We start from the raw sequence: 14,612 nt of genomic DNA on the forward strand, positions 1-14,612 counted from the left end.
CCAGCAAGCTCCCGCTAGACGCTTTCCACGCTCTTGCGTCGTGCCCGGCGCTTCTTGCGTGGAGGAGGCAGCTGCCCCGCTGCACGCAGAGTGGCAACGTGGTCGGCGAGCGCGTCGACAAGCGAAGGAACGTCTGCGACCTCAGGTACGACGTCGACGCGCAAACCTTGCTCACGTGCCTCCGCCGCCGTCATCGGCCCGATGCAGGCGATGATGGTGCGCTGGTGCGGCTTGCCGGCGATGCCGACGAGGTTCTTCACCGTCGAGGCCGAGGTAAAGCACACGGCGTCGAAGCCGCCCGACTTGATCATGTCGCGCACCTCCGGTGCAGGTGGGGCCGCACGCACCGTGCGGTAGGCGACGACATCGTCGACTTCCCAGCCCAGCTCAAGGAGGCCCTCGACGAGCACGTCGGTACCCAGATCGGCGCGCGGGAGAAGCACGCGCGACACCGGGTCGATGTCCTCGACGTATTCAGGGAACACCTCAACGAGCCCAGCTGCATTTTGCTTCTTGCGGTGCGGGACCAGCTCAGGTGTCATGCCCTTCGCGCGGATCGCGTCCGCGGTCTTGGTGCCTACGGCTGCCAGGTGGACGCCTGCGAAGGAGCGGGCATCGAGGCCGGATTCTTCGAACTTGTCCCACACGGCGTTGACCGCGTTGACCGAGGTAAATACGACCCACTGGTAGCGACCTTCGACGATGCCCTTGATCGCACGGTCCATCTGTGCCGGATTGCGCGGTGGCTCCATAGAAATCGTAGGCACCGACTGCGGGATCGCACCGTAACCGCTCAGACGCGTGGACATGGCCGCTGCCTGCTCTTTCGCGCGTGGGACGAGAACGCGCCAACCGTACAAGGGGCGGTTCTCCCACCACGAGTACTTCGTGCGATCATCCACGGCGGTACCCAACGTGACCACGAGCTGACCGGGCAGATCTGCATCCAACTTGCCGAGCGTGCCCAAGGTGGCATCGAAAGTACGCTGCAAACGAGTCGTGCCATTGGTGGTGACGTAGACGGGAGTGGTGGCGGCGAATCCGCGCGCCATCAATTCCTCAGAAATCACGGGCAGGTCAGCTGCTTCCGCCTGCAGCACCAACGGCTGCGGGGCCTGAGCCAACTGATCCCAGTCCACTGGCTGGTTCGCCACGTCTGCTTCGGTGAACGTAGAACCGAGCCCAATGCCGGCAAACGAGGGAACCGTCGAGGGCAAAGACATGCCGGGAACGACCTGGAACTCCAAGCCCGCGCTGGCAATGACCGAGATTTCCTCCATGACAGAATCACGGGTCAGCGGGTTACCGGAAACAAGGCGGATAACGTCGCCGTCACCAGCCTCGCCTTCAGCAATCGCGTCCGCGGATAGTTGGACCACGCGCTTGAGCTGCTCAACAACCTCAGCGGTACCTTCAACTGCCTCTTCTATTTCAGCAGCGGACGGATCCTCCGGCTTTGGCGGTTTGCGACGCGCGCCCGCTTCCTTCGCTTCGGCGCAGATCTTCTCGTACTCCTTGCGAGCAATCTCCTTCTTGGCCTGCGGCACGGGAAGGTTCTCACTGATGACCGCACGCACTCCCGGAAGTACATCAGCATCCACCACGGCATAGGTGTTGTTTGCTAGTACTTCACGCGCGCGGACGGTAAGGAGATCAGGGTTGCCCGGGCCTGCACCGACGAAGATGATTCTTCCCGGTTGGGGCGACTGAGGGGCCTTGGTCATAGACGGTTCTTTTCTAAGTCGGGCTCACTGGAAGACACACGGATATGATCGGGTGCCTTGGCCTGGCAAGCCAAAATTTCAAGCAGGTTTACGGGTTTTAGAGAATGTCGAACAGCTTCACATATTTGCAGGTAGATGCATTAAGACCAGCACCTAGACACTACGCATTGGCCCTAAAGGGACCAGATGCAAAGCCGCTAAATCAACGTATGATATTTACACCTTAATTTAGGAAGCCCATAAACAAAAAACGGCGTTATCTTACTGCCTCCCCTTACCCCGAATTACATCGGGTCGGGTTTGAGTTCTTTAGCCTATTTCGGCCCCAATTAATGCCCCAATTAATGAGAGGTCAGGCTCTCCAGCTTCGCCGCATATTCCTTCGCATTCGGCGTGGACAAAAAGATCGCGGAATACGTCGCGTCTTTCAGCTCAATCATGATGCCAGCGCTATGGCGATGGCAGATGGCCAGCACACGGTCGTCGATATCGCGGTTCATCGTGCCCGCATACGTCAGGCGCGGGATGTTGGTCGCCGAGGTGCGCTTGCCACGCCCCAGGGCTGCCCGAGTATTCTCCACGCAGGTCACTGAAGTAATCGAGCGCAGCGGGATGGTCAGGTGAGAACGCCTAGCTACGATCTTCTCCCACCAGTCCAGGGTGACGGTCAATCGGTCGTCAGAGATACTCAGGCTTGCCATAGTTACCCGATGATACGCGCTGCACCCCTCGCAATGAGTAAATCTGCCACATTGTGGCCCAATTGTATTGGATCCGTGCCCTGAGCGGTCTCGACCAGCTGCGTTGTGCCGTCGAGGGAGAACACGCCGGCGTGCAGGGTGATGGTCTCGCCATCGAGCTCTGCATAGGAGGCAACGGGGGCGGTGCAGCCGGCTTCCAAGGCGGCGAGCAGGGTGCGTTCTGCAGAGACGGCGGTGTACACGGAATCGTCGGCAAGCGAATCGATGGCCGAGCGTGCCTGCTCATCGTCGGTCCGTGCCTCGACGGCGAGTGCGCCCTGCGCGGGTGCCGGCATGATCACGGTCGGATCAAAGATCTGGGTGGCACGATCGCCGAGCCCCACGCGTGAGAGACCGGCGTACGCCAGGACCACGGCGTCGAGTTCGCCATCGGTGACCTTGCCCATCCGCGTCTCAATATTGCCGCGCAGCGGGCAAATGTCCAGGTCAGGGCGGTGTGCCTTGAGCTGGGAGATGCGGCGCGGCGCAGAGGTACCCACGCGGGCGCCCTCGGGCAGCGTGTCCAGGGTGAGTCCGTCGCGGGCGATCAACGCTTCACGACGATCCTCCCGGACCGGAGTAATCAGGTGCGTGCGGGGCTCGTGCGCGGTGGGCAGATCCTTGAAGGAGTGCACGGCAATGTCGCACTCGCCATTAAAAAGGGCCTCGCGTAGAGCAGCGGTAAACACACCGACACCGATGCGCTCCACCGGCGCCATGTTCACATCGCCGGCGGTGGTCACGATATGCAGCTCGGTCTCAAACCCTGCGGCATTCATCGCGTCGCGCTGGTGGCCTGCCTGGGTGGTGGCAAGCTTCGAACCACGGGTACCAATTTTCAGCATCTACTTCTCCTTTTGTCCGTCAAGCTCATCGAGCCCGGGCAGCTTCTGCGCATCCACGGAAACGGGTGGCGCGGTTTGTACTGGCAGGTCAAAGAGTTCTTGCAACGCCGAGGAATAAGAAATCATACCATCGCCCGCAGCCCATTCCTTGACCTTCACGGTGGGCTTATGCAGCAGCTTGTCCACCACGCGCTTCATGCTGCGGGCGACCTCGCGCAGCTCCTCTTCATCCAGGTGAGGCAGCTTAGATTGCAGTCGGCGGTATTCCTCGTCGACAAGCGAGGCCGCGGAACGTCGCAGCTGTGTCACGGCAGGCGTGACGTCGCGTACGCGTTGCGACGAGGAGTAGCTGGCCAGCTCCTCTTCAATAATCGCCTCAGCGACGCGGTGTGCCTCTGATTCCGCATCCCCGCCCTTGCGCTTTTCGTGGAGGTATTCGATATTGACCAGCTGCACACCCTCGCGGGTGGTGACGTTGTCGTCGATATCGCGAGGCAGAGACAGATCGACCAGCATTACGGGGCCGGAAATATCATCGGCAGTAATGGTGTACTCGTCGGTCGCGGTGGCAGAGACCGCGACATCGACGCGGCCAAGAGCACCAGCGCGGGCTTCGAAATCCACGACCTCGGCGGCAACACCTGCCTCACGAGAGTGCTCGGCGAGGCGCTCGGCGCGCGAGCGGGTGCGGTTGGCGATGATCAGCTTGTCAATCCCCCGCTTGCCCAGATGCGTCGCGGCGAGGGAGGCCATCGCGCCTGCTCCGAGGACGAGTGCGGTCTTGCCCTTGAAATCGTCGATGCCCATGGCAGCTTCTGCTTCATCCAGGGCGTAGGTGACCATGGAGGCGCCTTCGTCGTCAATCTCTGTCTCTGCGTGGACCCGCTTGCCTGCGCGCAACGAGGTCTGCGCGAGCGCGTGCAGGCCTGGGCCGACGGTGCCGCGCTCTTGTGCGTCTTGATAGGAGGTGCGAACCTGGCCGATGATCTGCTGCTCGCCAACCACCATCGAATCCAGGCCCGAGGCCACCGTCATCATGTGCTCGGCTGCGGCATCCGCGTAGCGCACGTAAAGGTAGCCGCGCAGCTCCTCCTCGCCCACACCGGAGATCTCCTCGAGGACGTCGACGACGTCCTGCACCCCGGTATGGAAGGCGTTGGTGACCGTGTACACCTCAAGGCGGTTACAGGTGGAAATGATCATGGCCTCGGACAAAGATTGCCGCTCGACCAGCGCCGAGGTTGTTTGGGTCTGAACATTATCGTCCATGCTCAGTCGCTCAAGTAGCGCGACGGGTGCAGAACGATGGGACATTCCCACAACAAGCACACTCACGTAAGTCCTCCAGATAGCTTTAGAATCAAACCAAAGAATACCCCCTGTGCCCACAAAGTCACGAAGAGGGGTCGGTTCCTTTAGTTCCGGTCGAGCTCCTGAGCTAGTTCGTCGTTGTCAACTTCCCAGCACGCGAACTCTTCTCCATTAATCACTACAACAGGGACGCGGTCGCCGTATTCCATCGCGAGTTCCTGGTCTGCGTCTACGTCGACGAGTGTCAACGTCGCGTCGGCGGCAGCAATGACTGGTGCGATTTGTTGTGCCACGCGCTCGCACGATCCGCAGGTTTCCCGCACCATCAGCTCGACATTCTTTGCCACTTCAGGCTCCTTCTTTTCTCCTCGCCGGGCGCATCGCTTTCAATCCGCCTAACATGGGTAAGGTTACCCGCCGCCGAGAAAGGACCCTACCCGGCCGTGTCATCGGAGAGTTTTCCATCTAGCCCGCAAGAGTTCTTGGCTAATTGGTCCGCCTCGCGCGGAAATGTTCGTCGCTTCCTAGAAGACACGGCTGTTCCGCCGATTGACGACGAATCGCAGCGCGAAGCAGGCCAGGCCGCCGCTGCGGCCGCGGTTGAGGAAACTTTTGGCATTGACCTCGAAGAGTTTGAATCGGGACACGATTCTGTCACTGGTGCCTTCACCATCGCGGGAAGCCGCCACATCACCACGCCTGATCCCGATATTCCCCAGGACACCCAGGCCGCGGCCTTCTTTGACGTGGATAATACGGTGATCCAGGGCTCGTCGTTGATCATGTTCGCCCTGGGTCTGGCGAGGAAACGCTATTTCCGGCTCAGCGAAATTGTCCCGATTGCTGTGAAACAGCTCCGCTACCGCTTAAGTGGCAGCGAGAACGCGGCTGACATGCAATCCGGTCGCGAGCAGGCGCTCGAGTTCGTGAAGGGCAAAGACGTCGCACTGTTGCGCGAGCTCTGCGAGGAGATCGTGGATAATTCGATGCTGCGCAAGAGCTATTCCGAGACCATCGAGCTGGCGAATATGCACATCGCCGCTGGCCAACAGGTGTGGCTTGTCTCTGCTACCCCGGTCCAGATCGGGCAGATTCTGGCGGAGCGCTTCGGGTTCACGGGCGCGCTCGGCACCGTTGCCGAAGAGGAGGACGGTAAGTTCACGGGACGCCTCATGGGCGATATTTTGCACGGTCCCGGTAAAAAACACGCTGTGGCAGCCCTCGCGACGATCCAACACCTTGACCTGAAGCAGTGCACCGCCTACTCAGATTCGATCAACGACATTCCCATGCTGACCATGGTGGGCACACCTGTGGCCATCAACCCGGATAAACCGCTCAAGGCAGAAGCCGAGCGCCGCGGCTGGACTGTGCGCGATTATCGCAATATGCGTCGTGCTGTGCGCACCTGGGGCGTGCCGGCGCTTGTCACTGCGGCATTTTCCTTGGCAGGCTGGAAGCGCCTGCGCAAGCGGTCGAAATAAAAACAATCCCGGTCAGGCCACAAGGTGTGGTTGACCGGGATTGAGTGCGTCAAGCAAGTAGATTTACTTGCCCAGCTTGCGACGCTGCACGCGAGTACGCTTCAGCATCTTGCGGTGCTTCTTCTTCGACATGCGCTTGCGACGCTTCTTAATAACTGAACCCATAAGGTTTCCTCAATTCTTAGTTGTACGTACAAATAAGTGTTGTGAGGGCGCGGCCTTCCACTTCCGTGGCGCCCAGCTTGAGGTGCACACTCAAACAATCGCCATTCGTCAACACGAACGTCTCACAAGCATACAACCGACTACACCTGCGAATAAAACTGGGGCACCCACCGACCCTGCGACATGCTATTAAACATGCCCAGAGAAAGTGGGTGCCCCAGTTGCGCTTATAAGCCCAACGCGATGGTTGTCCGAGTGATTACCCGACGTCGTACACAGACGAATCGAGGTACTCGGTCACTGCCGATTCGTGCACGCGGAACGACCGTCCCACGCGGACTGCTGGCAGCTCACCGGAGTGAACCAAGCGATACACCGTCATCTTGGAGACGCGCATGATCTCTGCGACCTCTGCGACGGTGAGGAACTTACCTTTATCTTCGTTTGCCATATGTTAGTTAACCCTTCAGCAAGTGGCGCGCTGTAGGCTTCCCCTCCCACAGGACGAACACGCACGTGCCTGGACTAGTCTAGCGTGAACCGTGTGACTCTTGCGACCTAAGTGCAACATTTCGTACAAGAAATTTTCAGCTTCTAGCGTCCGCCCAGCTCACGAGAGCGCTGAGCGTTCTTTTCCAGGGCCCGATAAAACGCGCCACGGAGGCCTGATTCCTCAAGTTCCCGAATTGCGGCGACCGTAGTGCCCGCTGGCGACGACACCCCGGCGCGCAATGCCACCGGGTCTGCCCCTTCTTGATCGAGCATGGCTCCGGCACCCGCGATGGTCGCGTTCGTCAGGTCGCGGGCAACGTCGCGGGTCAGGCCGAGGGAGACACCTGCGTCGATAAGCGCTTCTGCAACGAGGAAGATATAGGCCGGGCCGGAACCGGACACGGCTGTCACGGCATCCATCTGCGACTCAGGGACAACCACAACCGTCCCTGTAGCCTCCAGCAGCCCCACAACGGCCTCGGTCTGCTCTTGGGAGACATGCTTGCCCGGGCTGAGCGCACAGACGCCTTTGCCGACGAGCATCGACGTATTCGGCATGACCCTCAATACGGGGGTACCGGCAGCCGGGATCGCATCTTCCATGCGCTCCAAGCTGATGCCCGCTGCCATGGACACGACCATCGTGGACACATCGTTGCTTGCGATGGTTTCCGCAATCTCTTCGATCACGGCGAGGATGCCCGCGGGCTTTACGCACAAAAAGACCACGTCTGCGTTCGACGCGGCCTCTTCATTATCAGTTGTGGGATAGACCCCGTAGCGGTCCGCAAGCTCTTCGCCTCGTGCTTCGCGACGATTCGTGACCGTAATGCTCTTCGGATCATGTCCTGCGGAGATCAGACCCGAGATCAATGCCTCGCCGATCTGACCGCCACCAAGTACTGCAATCTTGTTCATGGCATCAAGGGTGCCACATGATGCCAGGCAATGAGAATTTTTATAGGTAAACGAGCAGGCCTGGGCCGAAGGTCATCAGCAGACCGACGACGCCGGCAAGACCCATGGAGAAGCCGTCGCGCTCGGTGCGCATCGCCTTAACGACACCCATCATGATGAGCGTGACGACGATTGCCAATGCGACAACCAGCCAAGCGTTGAGGCGCTGCCAGAGGTACTCAAACCCGAGGAAGACCAGAACGCCAATCACGAGACCGGCCAGGATCAGGCCGATGAGGGCGAAGCCGTTGAGGCCGCCTTCGTCTTCGTCGTCGAGATCATGGTCCAGGTCTTGGTCGACGTCTTGATCGGTGTCTGCGTCGTCCTGCCACTTTTCTAGCTGGGCAGAGTCCTTCGCGCGAGCATCGGCTTCGAAATCGTGCGCCAGGTGCTCATCCTTGATCGCCTGAAGTTCGCCGGTTTCCTCGATACTCGGTGAAGACTTGGCCGCTGCTGCAGCGCTCTTAGCCTCTGCGCCCTTGGTTGCACCTGCAACCCCAGCTGCTCCAGCCGCTCCGGCTGCTGCTGTTCCCGCTGCCTTCGCAGACTTCGGCGCGGTGGCCTTGTCCTTCGGGCGGATGTCGCCTTCTACCTTGCGGATCTCGCGAGTCTCGTCGGCCAGTGCCGAGTTGTCTGCTGCCTTGACCGGCTCCGGCTTCTTCGCAGGTTCTGGCTTTTTGGCAGGCTCAGCTGCCTTGGCTGGTTCCGGCTTTTTCGCAGGTTCAGGCTTCTTAACAGGCGCGGGCGTGGGAGTCTCCTCGGCATCCAATGGGACGGAAGAGTGCTTCGCCTCCGCAGGGCGCTTCTCGACCTTCGGAATCGACCCGGTCAGCTCAGCAACCGAGATGCCACCCTCTTCGAGGCTGCGACGTCGGCGTCGGCGAGGGCGTTCACCTTCTGGCTGATCTTTTTGCGCGCGGGCGAGAAGCTCGGCGACTGTCAATTGCTTGTCATCGTCTGACATCTACTCGTCATCTCCTCCGTCGAGTCCCTTATCAATACGCCTCAGGATGACCCCTTCGCGCAATGCCCAAGGACAGATTTCTAAACTATCAAGCTTCAATGCTCGCATGGAAGCCTCAGCAACCAACGCGCCCGCAACAATCTGATGCGACCTATCGGAACTGATCCCTTCTAACTCTGCACGATCTGCCGCAGTCATGCGAGAGATAAAGGCAATAAGTTGACGCAAACCTGGCGCTGTTAGTGTACGTTTCACGAACGGACCATCCGAGGAAGGCGCCGCACCGGTGAGGCGCGCCAGGGTCCTAAACGTCTTCGAGGTCGCCACCGCATGCCCCGCTGGGCCCAGGGCCGCGAACTGTTGCGCAGGTTCTGAAAGCTCAGCGTCAATAAAATCGCGCAGTGCATTAATCTTCTTGCGCTCAGGCGGATCGGTATCAAACCACTCGTGGGTCAAACGGCCCGCACCGAGGTCGAGGGACACCGCGAGGTCCGGCACCTCGTCGTTACCGGTGGACAACTCCAGAGAGCCACCCCCGATATCGAGGTTTGTGATGCGACCAGCCGACCATCCGTACCAGCGTCGCGCGGCTAAGAAGGTGAGGTGTGCTTCCTCTTCTCCCGAAAGGACCTCCAGGCGAACGCCGGTTTGCTTCGCCACGTGGTCAAGAACCTCATCGGAGTTCGTTGCGGAGCGCACTGCCGAAGTAGCAATCGGCACCATCTCAACGCACTTGAGCTTCGTGGCTAGATCAGCGGCTTCTTCAACCGCGCTAGTGAGCTTGTTTATGCCCTTGTCGTCGATAGCGCCATCGTCGTCAAGCATCTCTACAAGCCGCAACGACTGCTTCCAGTCGCTCATCGGCGAAGGGCGTCCGCCGGCCCGGGCGTCTACTGCAACAAGATGAACGGTGTTGCTGCCCACATCTAATACACCTAGTCTCACACGTTCTAGGGTAGACGGTCTACCGTTGGGAAGTGTGAATCAACCTGTGTTTCTTGGATTTCCCGCACAATCTCCTGCGGGAAAATCCATCCTCGCTGGGCGCGAAGTACCGCCCGATTTTGCCCGGGAATGGCTCGAGTTCAACCTTCCCGATGACCCCCACCACTACTTTTCCATCGATCTGACCTGGGTAGAGTCCACGTGGCAGTGTCGTTTTGGCACGTCTGCTTGCCATGGAATCGACGAGAATCTGCCCGTCGTCGGCTGCTGCATTCACGGCGCTTACCTGTCTGACGAAACCGACCGCGATGAGCTCTACAATGCCGTCGCCGAAATGCCCGCAAAGTATTGGGAGCTGCGCCCCGAGGACGTGGACAGCTACATCGAGGCCGCCAACCCCGCGATCCTCGAGCCTTGGCTCGAATGGGACGATGACGAGGACGAACCGTCGCTGAAGACGGCGCGCGTCGACGGGGCATGCATTTTCGCTAATCGACGATCAACCGGCGCCGGACCTGGGTGCGCGCTGCACCAATGGGCAATGGCAGAGGGCCGCAACATCATCTCTTCGAAGCCGGAAGTGTGCTGGCAGGTGCCATTTTCCCGCGAAGATGCGTGGGAAGAACGTTCCGACGGTCAGGAAATCCTGCGCACCACGATCGGCGAATACGACCGTCGCCAATGGGGCGGGGGTGGCGAAGACTTCGACTGGTGGTGCACCGGAGACAGCGATTGCCACACCGGCGGGGTGCCAGTGTGGCAATCGATGGAGCAAGAGTTGCGTCAACTCATTGGCGACAAACCGTATGAGTACGTGGCCGAACACTGCCGGAACCGCGCCGAACTACCCAGCAAGTTCAAGTCCGTGCACCCAGCCACCGCACTGGCGGCCGAGAAGGATGCTCGGGGGTAGGCCCTTCGGGCCTACGGCATTCGGTTAGGCCTCGAACTTGTAGCCGAGCCCGCGGACAGTAACCAACTGCTTCGGGCGGGAAGGCTCCACCTCGATCTTGGAGCGCAAACGCTTGACGTGAACGTCCAAGGTCTTGGTGTCGCCGACATAATCTGCGCCCCAGATCCGATCGATCAGCTGGCCACGAGTGAGCACGCGACCTGCATTGCGGAGCAAGTACTCCAGCAGGTCGAACTCCTTCAGTGGCATGGGAACCGGTTGGTCGTCGACAAGCACTGTGTGCCGTTCAACGTCCATCTTGACGCGACCGCCTTCGAGGATCTGATCCTCTGACTCCTCTGTTTCCTCGGCCTCGGGGCCGCGACGCAGGACGGCGCGAATGCGCGCGATGAGCTCGCGGGACGAGTACGGCTTGGTCACGTAATCGTCGGCGCCGAGCTCGAGGCCGACAACCTTATCGATCTCCGAATCGCGAGCCGTGACCATGATGATAGGCACCATTGAAACTGCGCGGAGCTGCTTGCACACATCGGTTCCCGACATGCCGGGGAGCATCAGATCGAGGAGAACCAAATCGACGTCGTTAGCATCAAACTCCTCCAGAGCTGTCCGACCATCTGGTGCGACGATGGCTTCAAAGCCCTCTTTTCGCAGCAAATACGCCAGCGGGTCTGCGAGCGATTCCTCGTCTTCAACGATGAGGATTGTCGTCGTCATTGCTTCTCCTTTTCTTTCCTCCGTGCAGTTGCACGAGTTACCGCTTCCCGGAATGTAGGAGTTGACGGTTGATCGTCTTCCTCCAAAAGCTCTAACTGCTCGGGCTCCGGCTCTGGAACATAAATGGGAAGTTCAATTGTAAATGTAGATCCCGTACCAGGACGAGACCACAACTTAATATTACCGCTATGGTTTGCAACCACATGCTTAACAATAGCTAGGCCCAAACCGGTGCCCCCGGTTTGGCGAGATCGTGCCTTGTCGACGCGGAAAAACCGCTCGAATACGCGCTTTTGGTTCTCGGGCTCGATGCCAATGCCGCGGTCTGTGACACGGATGAGAATGACATTTTCCCGCACGATCTTCTGAGTGATACTGACCGGCTGCGACTCCGACGAATAGTTCACCGCATTCGAAATCAGGTTAGACACCGCCATAACCAACATCGGCCGATCCCCCATCACCTCGACCCCAGTACGATCGCCGCGGGTGAGTTTGATGCCCGCGTTGTCCGCACTGATTTGATTGCGTGACATGGCTTCGTCGATAACTTCGTCGACCTTGACAGGCATCATCTCCGGCAGCGCCTCGGCGCCCTGAAGCTTCGACAGGCTGATGAGTTCCGTGATCAGCTCCGCCATGCGGTGCGACTCATTGAGCAATTTATTGCCGAAGTACTCCACCATGTCGGGATCATTCGGGTCCTGCAGGAGTGCCTCGGCCAACAGCGACATACCACCCACTGGGGTTTTCAGCTCATGCGAGACGTTGGCCACGAAGTCGCGGCGAGCGGACTCCATGCGGACATTCTCCGACTCGTCCGTGCCGTAGACGATGATGAAGTAGTTATCTACCAGCGTCAACGGCTTGATCAAGGCCTTCACGTCGGACACTCGGTTGCCAGTGGAACGACGGGGCATAGCAAGATCAATGGTGCGCGTTTCTAAGTCTTCGAAGACTTCCTGGCCGACGACCCACACCTCGGGATTGAGAGTGCGATCGTGCACGATGGCCATCTCGTGCGCGCGAGAATTAGACAAAATCACCTCGCCAGCGCGGTCCACCACAGTAATTGCGGTCGGAGCGCCCTGGACTACGAGGTGTAGAACCTGACTGACCGTGGTGACACGACTGTCTTGCAGGCTCGCCGAATTACGCGCGCGGTCACGCCACTCGTTGACCCACCGGACCACGGGAATCGCGGCCACGGTAAGGACGACACCTAAAACGAAAGCAAGAACAGTGGACACCAAAGTTAGTTTAAGAAACTACGGTCAGACTGGCTACTTATTACCCTGATTAGCAACTGCGGCAGCGCCTGCAGCAGCAGCTTCTGGGTCCAGGTAAGTACCACCAGGGTTGGTCACGGTACCGTTCTCATCGAACTCGTAAACCAGCGGCATACCAGTTGGGATGTTCAGCGCTGCGATGTCCTCATCGGAGATGCTGTCCAGGTACTTCACCAGTGCACGCAGGGAGTTACCGTGCGCTGCGACCATGACGTTCTCGCCCTTGATCACGCGAGGACGGATGACGTCGATGAAGTAAGGGATGAGGCGCTCAACGACATCCTTCAGGCACTCGGTGCGAGGCACCTCTGGCAAGAATGCATAGCGAGCATCATCGGACTGCGAGTACTGGTTGTCCACATCGATCTCTGGTGGCGGGGTGTCGTAGGAACGACGCCACGTCATGAACTGCTCCTCGCCGAACTCCTCACGGATTTCGGCCTTGTTCAAGCCCTGCAGCTTGCCGTAGTGACGCTCGTTGAGGCGCCAGTTGCGCTCGACTGGAATCCAGTGGCGGTCAGCTTCGTTCAAAGAGATGTTTGCGGTGCGGATTGCGCGACGCAGGAGAGAGGTGAATACGACATCTGGGAGCAGGCCCTCTTGCTTGAGCAGCTTGCCGGCGTTAACAGCTTCGTTTACGCCCTTTTCCGTCAAATCTACGTCGACCCAGCCGGTGAACTGGTTCGATTCATTCCATTCGGACTGGCCGTGGCGGACCAAGATCAATTTTCCGTTACTCATACTCACTAGTGTGCCATCTTTTCAGGGTTCTCGCTGGGCAAATCCCTTAATTCAGGCGCCCTGTGCCCGGCGCGGTGAACCCTTCGGATCGATCTCGGTCAACGCCTTGTTATATACCTTCAACATCTCGGTTGCCGAGGCCTCCCAGGAGAATTTGCGTGCCCGCTCAACTGCGCGCTCACCCATAGAGATGCGCATGTCATCGTCGTCAAGCATCTGCTCGAGCGCATCAGCCCACGCGGTCGGCTCATGCCCGTCGACCAGCATGCCCGTCTCGCCGTCGGCGACCGCGATGGGCAGGCCGCCAACGCGCGCCGCGACGACTGGCGTGCCCGTCGCTTGAGCTTCAATGGCGACGAGCCCAAAAGATTCGTTGTAACTTGGCACCGCCACGACATCGGCCGCCTGGTAGATGGAGACAAGTTCCTCTGGCGGGCGTGGCTCCAGGAAGCGCACGCGGCGAGAGACACCGAGTTTGTGGGCCAGCGCCTGGTAAAACTCCACCGACGAGGCATTTCCAGAGGCTCCGCCACAGATGAGCACCCGAATATTGCGGTAAGGATCGCGCTCGAGCATCTCCGCCACGGCGCGCAGCAAGACCTGAGGCCCCTTGAATTCTTGAAGGCGACCGATGAAAGCAACGACCTTCGTGTGCAGCGGGACTCCCAACGCGCGACGGGCATTCTCCGTGTTTCGGTTCGTCCCCGGGGTGAACAAAGTTGTGTCGGCGCCGGGTGTTACCACCTCAATCTTCGAGTGGTTCACGTCGTAGTGCATGCACAATGCGTCTATCTCATCCACCGTGTTGACTACCAGGACATCTGCGTTGTCGACGAGTTGCTGCTCGCAGATGCGCCGCGCCTCGCTCTCCTGGGCATCGTCTGCCGAGCTGTGTGCATTCTTGACTGCGGCCCAGGTATGGCCGGTGAAGATCAAAGGAATGTTCCAGAGATCTCGGAACAGCCACCCGATCTGCCCCGAGAGCCAATAGTGGGCATGAATCAGGTCATATTCCAGTGCGTTCTGGCGTGTGAACTGGACGATCCCGCCGGCGAAGGCTGCGAGCTGCGTCGGAAGATCATCCTTAGACAAACCCTCGAAAGGGCCTGCCACGATGTTGACTACACGGAACTTCTCAGAGACCTGCACGATCTCGCCCTGGCTCGGTCGAGTCGCACGAGTGAATACATCGACCTCGATCCCCTGCTTTGCTAACTCGCGTGCAATATTTAAGACATAAACGTTCATTCCACCCGCATCGCCGGAACCAGGTTGTTCCAGCGGAGATGTGTGCATAGAAATCATCGCAACGCGCATGGAAGCAA

16 protein-coding genes are annotated in these 14,612 nt (G+C 59.3%); 2 read left to right on the plus strand and 14 right to left on the minus strand.

Going from position 1 to position 14,612, the window contains the following annotated elements:
- Positions 1–14 precede the first annotated feature (14 nt).
- The 5 genes from A37O_RS0112520 to A37O_RS0112540 all read right to left on the minus strand — a co-directional run bounded on the left by A37O_RS0112520 (position 15) and on the right by A37O_RS0112540 (position 4,946).
- On the minus strand, positions 15–1,724 hold the full coding sequence (locus A37O_RS0112520; RefSeq protein ID WP_018297849.1) for a bifunctional uroporphyrinogen-III C-methyltransferase/uroporphyrinogen-III synthase: 1,710 nt from the start codon (positions 1,722–1,724) through the stop codon (positions 15–17).
- 341 nt (positions 1,725–2,065) lie between these two features.
- A complete protein-coding gene (locus A37O_RS0112525) occupies positions 2,066–2,425 on the minus strand; it encodes a hypothetical protein (protein WP_018297850.1) in 360 nt (119 codons plus the stop codon).
- 2 nt (positions 2,426–2,427) lie between these two features.
- Positions 2,428–3,309, minus strand: a complete 882-nt coding sequence (hemC, locus tag A37O_RS0112530; RefSeq protein ID WP_018297851.1) for a hydroxymethylbilane synthase — start codon at positions 3,307–3,309, stop codon at positions 2,428–2,430.
- Complete coding sequence (locus A37O_RS0112535; protein WP_083912662.1) at positions 3,310–4,644, minus strand: glutamyl-tRNA reductase; 1,335 nt, start codon at positions 4,642–4,644, stop codon at positions 3,310–3,312. It lies immediately after the preceding gene.
- Positions 4,645–4,724: 80 nt separating this feature from the next.
- On the minus strand, positions 4,725–4,946 hold the full coding sequence (locus tag A37O_RS0112540; RefSeq protein ID WP_051077998.1) for a glutaredoxin family protein: 222 nt from the start codon (positions 4,944–4,946) through the stop codon (positions 4,725–4,727).
- A gap of 117 nt (positions 4,947–5,063) precedes the next feature.
- Between A37O_RS0112540 and A37O_RS0112545 the strand changes: the two genes are divergently transcribed.
- Positions 5,064–6,104: an HAD-IB family hydrolase gene (locus tag A37O_RS0112545; protein ID WP_018297854.1), complete on the plus strand. Its 1,041-nt coding sequence runs from the start codon at positions 5,064–5,066 to the stop codon at positions 6,102–6,104.
- A 63-nt stretch (positions 6,105–6,167) separates the two neighbouring features.
- Here A37O_RS0112545 and A37O_RS16295 read toward each other — a convergent pair whose 3' ends face one another.
- The 5 genes from A37O_RS16295 to A37O_RS0112570 form a co-directional block, all read right to left on the minus strand.
- Positions 6,168–6,269, minus strand: a complete 102-nt coding sequence (locus tag A37O_RS16295; RefSeq protein ID WP_012359487.1) for a 30S ribosomal protein bS22 — start codon at positions 6,267–6,269, stop codon at positions 6,168–6,170.
- A gap of 259 nt (positions 6,270–6,528) precedes the next feature.
- Complete coding sequence (locus A37O_RS0112555) at positions 6,529–6,720, minus strand: helix-turn-helix domain-containing protein (RefSeq protein WP_018297855.1); 192 nt, start codon at positions 6,718–6,720, stop codon at positions 6,529–6,531.
- Between the two features lie 143 nt (positions 6,721–6,863).
- Positions 6,864–7,679, minus strand: a complete 816-nt coding sequence (gene proC, locus A37O_RS0112560) for a pyrroline-5-carboxylate reductase (protein ID WP_018297856.1) — start codon at positions 7,677–7,679, stop codon at positions 6,864–6,866.
- 40 nt (positions 7,680–7,719) lie between these two features.
- Positions 7,720–8,682, minus strand: a complete 963-nt coding sequence (locus A37O_RS0112565; protein ID WP_018297857.1) for a hypothetical protein — start codon at positions 8,680–8,682, stop codon at positions 7,720–7,722.
- A complete protein-coding gene (locus A37O_RS0112570) occupies positions 8,683–9,627 on the minus strand; it encodes a Ppx/GppA family phosphatase (protein WP_033378207.1) in 945 nt (314 codons plus the stop codon). It abuts the gene before it with no gap.
- Positions 9,628–9,661: 34 nt separating this feature from the next.
- On the opposite strand from A37O_RS0112570, the gene A37O_RS0112575 reads away from it, so the two are divergent.
- The gene (locus A37O_RS0112575) at positions 9,662–10,540 is read left to right on the plus strand and encodes a DUF3109 family protein (RefSeq protein WP_018297859.1); all 879 of its coding nucleotides are present in this window, start codon (positions 9,662–9,664) and stop codon (positions 10,538–10,540) included.
- Positions 10,541–10,564: 24 nt separating this feature from the next.
- Here the strand turns inward: A37O_RS0112575 and A37O_RS0112580 are convergent, their stop codons facing one another.
- Genes A37O_RS0112580 through mshA form a run of 4 tightly spaced genes read right to left on the minus strand, consistent with a single transcriptional unit; the run spans position 10,565 to position 14,604 of the window.
- Complete coding sequence (locus A37O_RS0112580; RefSeq protein ID WP_018297860.1) at positions 10,565–11,257, minus strand: response regulator transcription factor; 693 nt, start codon at positions 11,255–11,257, stop codon at positions 10,565–10,567.
- A complete protein-coding gene (locus A37O_RS0112585) occupies positions 11,254–12,507 on the minus strand; it encodes a sensor histidine kinase (RefSeq protein WP_018297861.1) in 1,254 nt (417 codons plus the stop codon). Before A37O_RS0112585 ends, A37O_RS0112580 begins: the two co-directional genes overlap by 4 nt.
- 33 nt (positions 12,508–12,540) lie before the next feature.
- Positions 12,541–13,287: a phosphoglyceromutase gene (locus tag A37O_RS0112590; RefSeq protein ID WP_018297862.1), complete on the minus strand. Its 747-nt coding sequence runs from the start codon at positions 13,285–13,287 to the stop codon at positions 12,541–12,543.
- Between the two features lie 51 nt (positions 13,288–13,338).
- Positions 13,339–14,604, minus strand: coding sequence for a D-inositol-3-phosphate glycosyltransferase (gene mshA / locus A37O_RS0112595; protein ID WP_018297863.1), 1,266 nt, complete (start codon positions 14,602–14,604; stop codon positions 13,339–13,341).
- Between the last annotated feature and the right edge of the window lie 8 nt (positions 14,605–14,612).

This window comes from Corynebacterium lubricantis DSM 45231 (genome assembly GCF_000379425.1).
Lineage (GTDB): Bacteria > Actinomycetota > Actinomycetes > Mycobacteriales > Mycobacteriaceae > Corynebacterium > Corynebacterium lubricantis.

Coding starts and splice junctions, on each gene's coding strand:
- A37O_RS0112520 (WP_018297849.1), bottom strand. CDS start 1,724: ATGACCAAGGCCCCTCAGTCGCCCCAACCGGGAAGAATCATCTTCGTC.
- A37O_RS0112525 (WP_018297850.1), bottom strand. CDS start 2,425: ATGGCAAGCCTGAGTATCTCTGACGACCGATTGACCGTCACCCTGGAC.
- hemC (WP_018297851.1), bottom strand. CDS start 3,309: ATGCTGAAAATTGGTACCCGTGGTTCGAAGCTTGCCACCACCCAGGCA.
- A37O_RS0112540 (WP_051077998.1), bottom strand. CDS start 4,946: ATGGTGCGGGAAACCTGCGGATCGTGCGAGCGCGTGGCACAACAAATC.
- A37O_RS16295 (WP_012359487.1), bottom strand. CDS start 6,269: ATGGGTTCAGTTATTAAGAAGCGTCGCAAGCGCATGTCGAAGAAGAAG.
- A37O_RS0112555 (WP_018297855.1), bottom strand. CDS start 6,720: ATGGCAAACGAAGATAAAGGTAAGTTCCTCACCGTCGCAGAGGTCGCA.
- proC (WP_018297856.1), bottom strand. CDS start 7,679: ATGAACAAGATTGCAGTACTTGGTGGCGGTCAGATCGGCGAGGCATTG.
- A37O_RS0112565 (WP_018297857.1), bottom strand. CDS start 8,682: ATGTCAGACGATGACAAGCAATTGACAGTCGCCGAGCTTCTCGCCCGC.
- A37O_RS0112580 (WP_018297860.1), bottom strand. CDS start 11,257: ATGACGACGACAATCCTCATCGTTGAAGACGAGGAATCGCTCGCAGAC.
- A37O_RS0112590 (WP_018297862.1), bottom strand. CDS start 13,287: ATGAGTAACGGAAAATTGATCTTGGTCCGCCACGGCCAGTCCGAATGG.
- mshA (WP_018297863.1), bottom strand. CDS start 14,604: ATGCGCGTTGCGATGATTTCTATGCACACATCTCCGCTGGAACAACCT.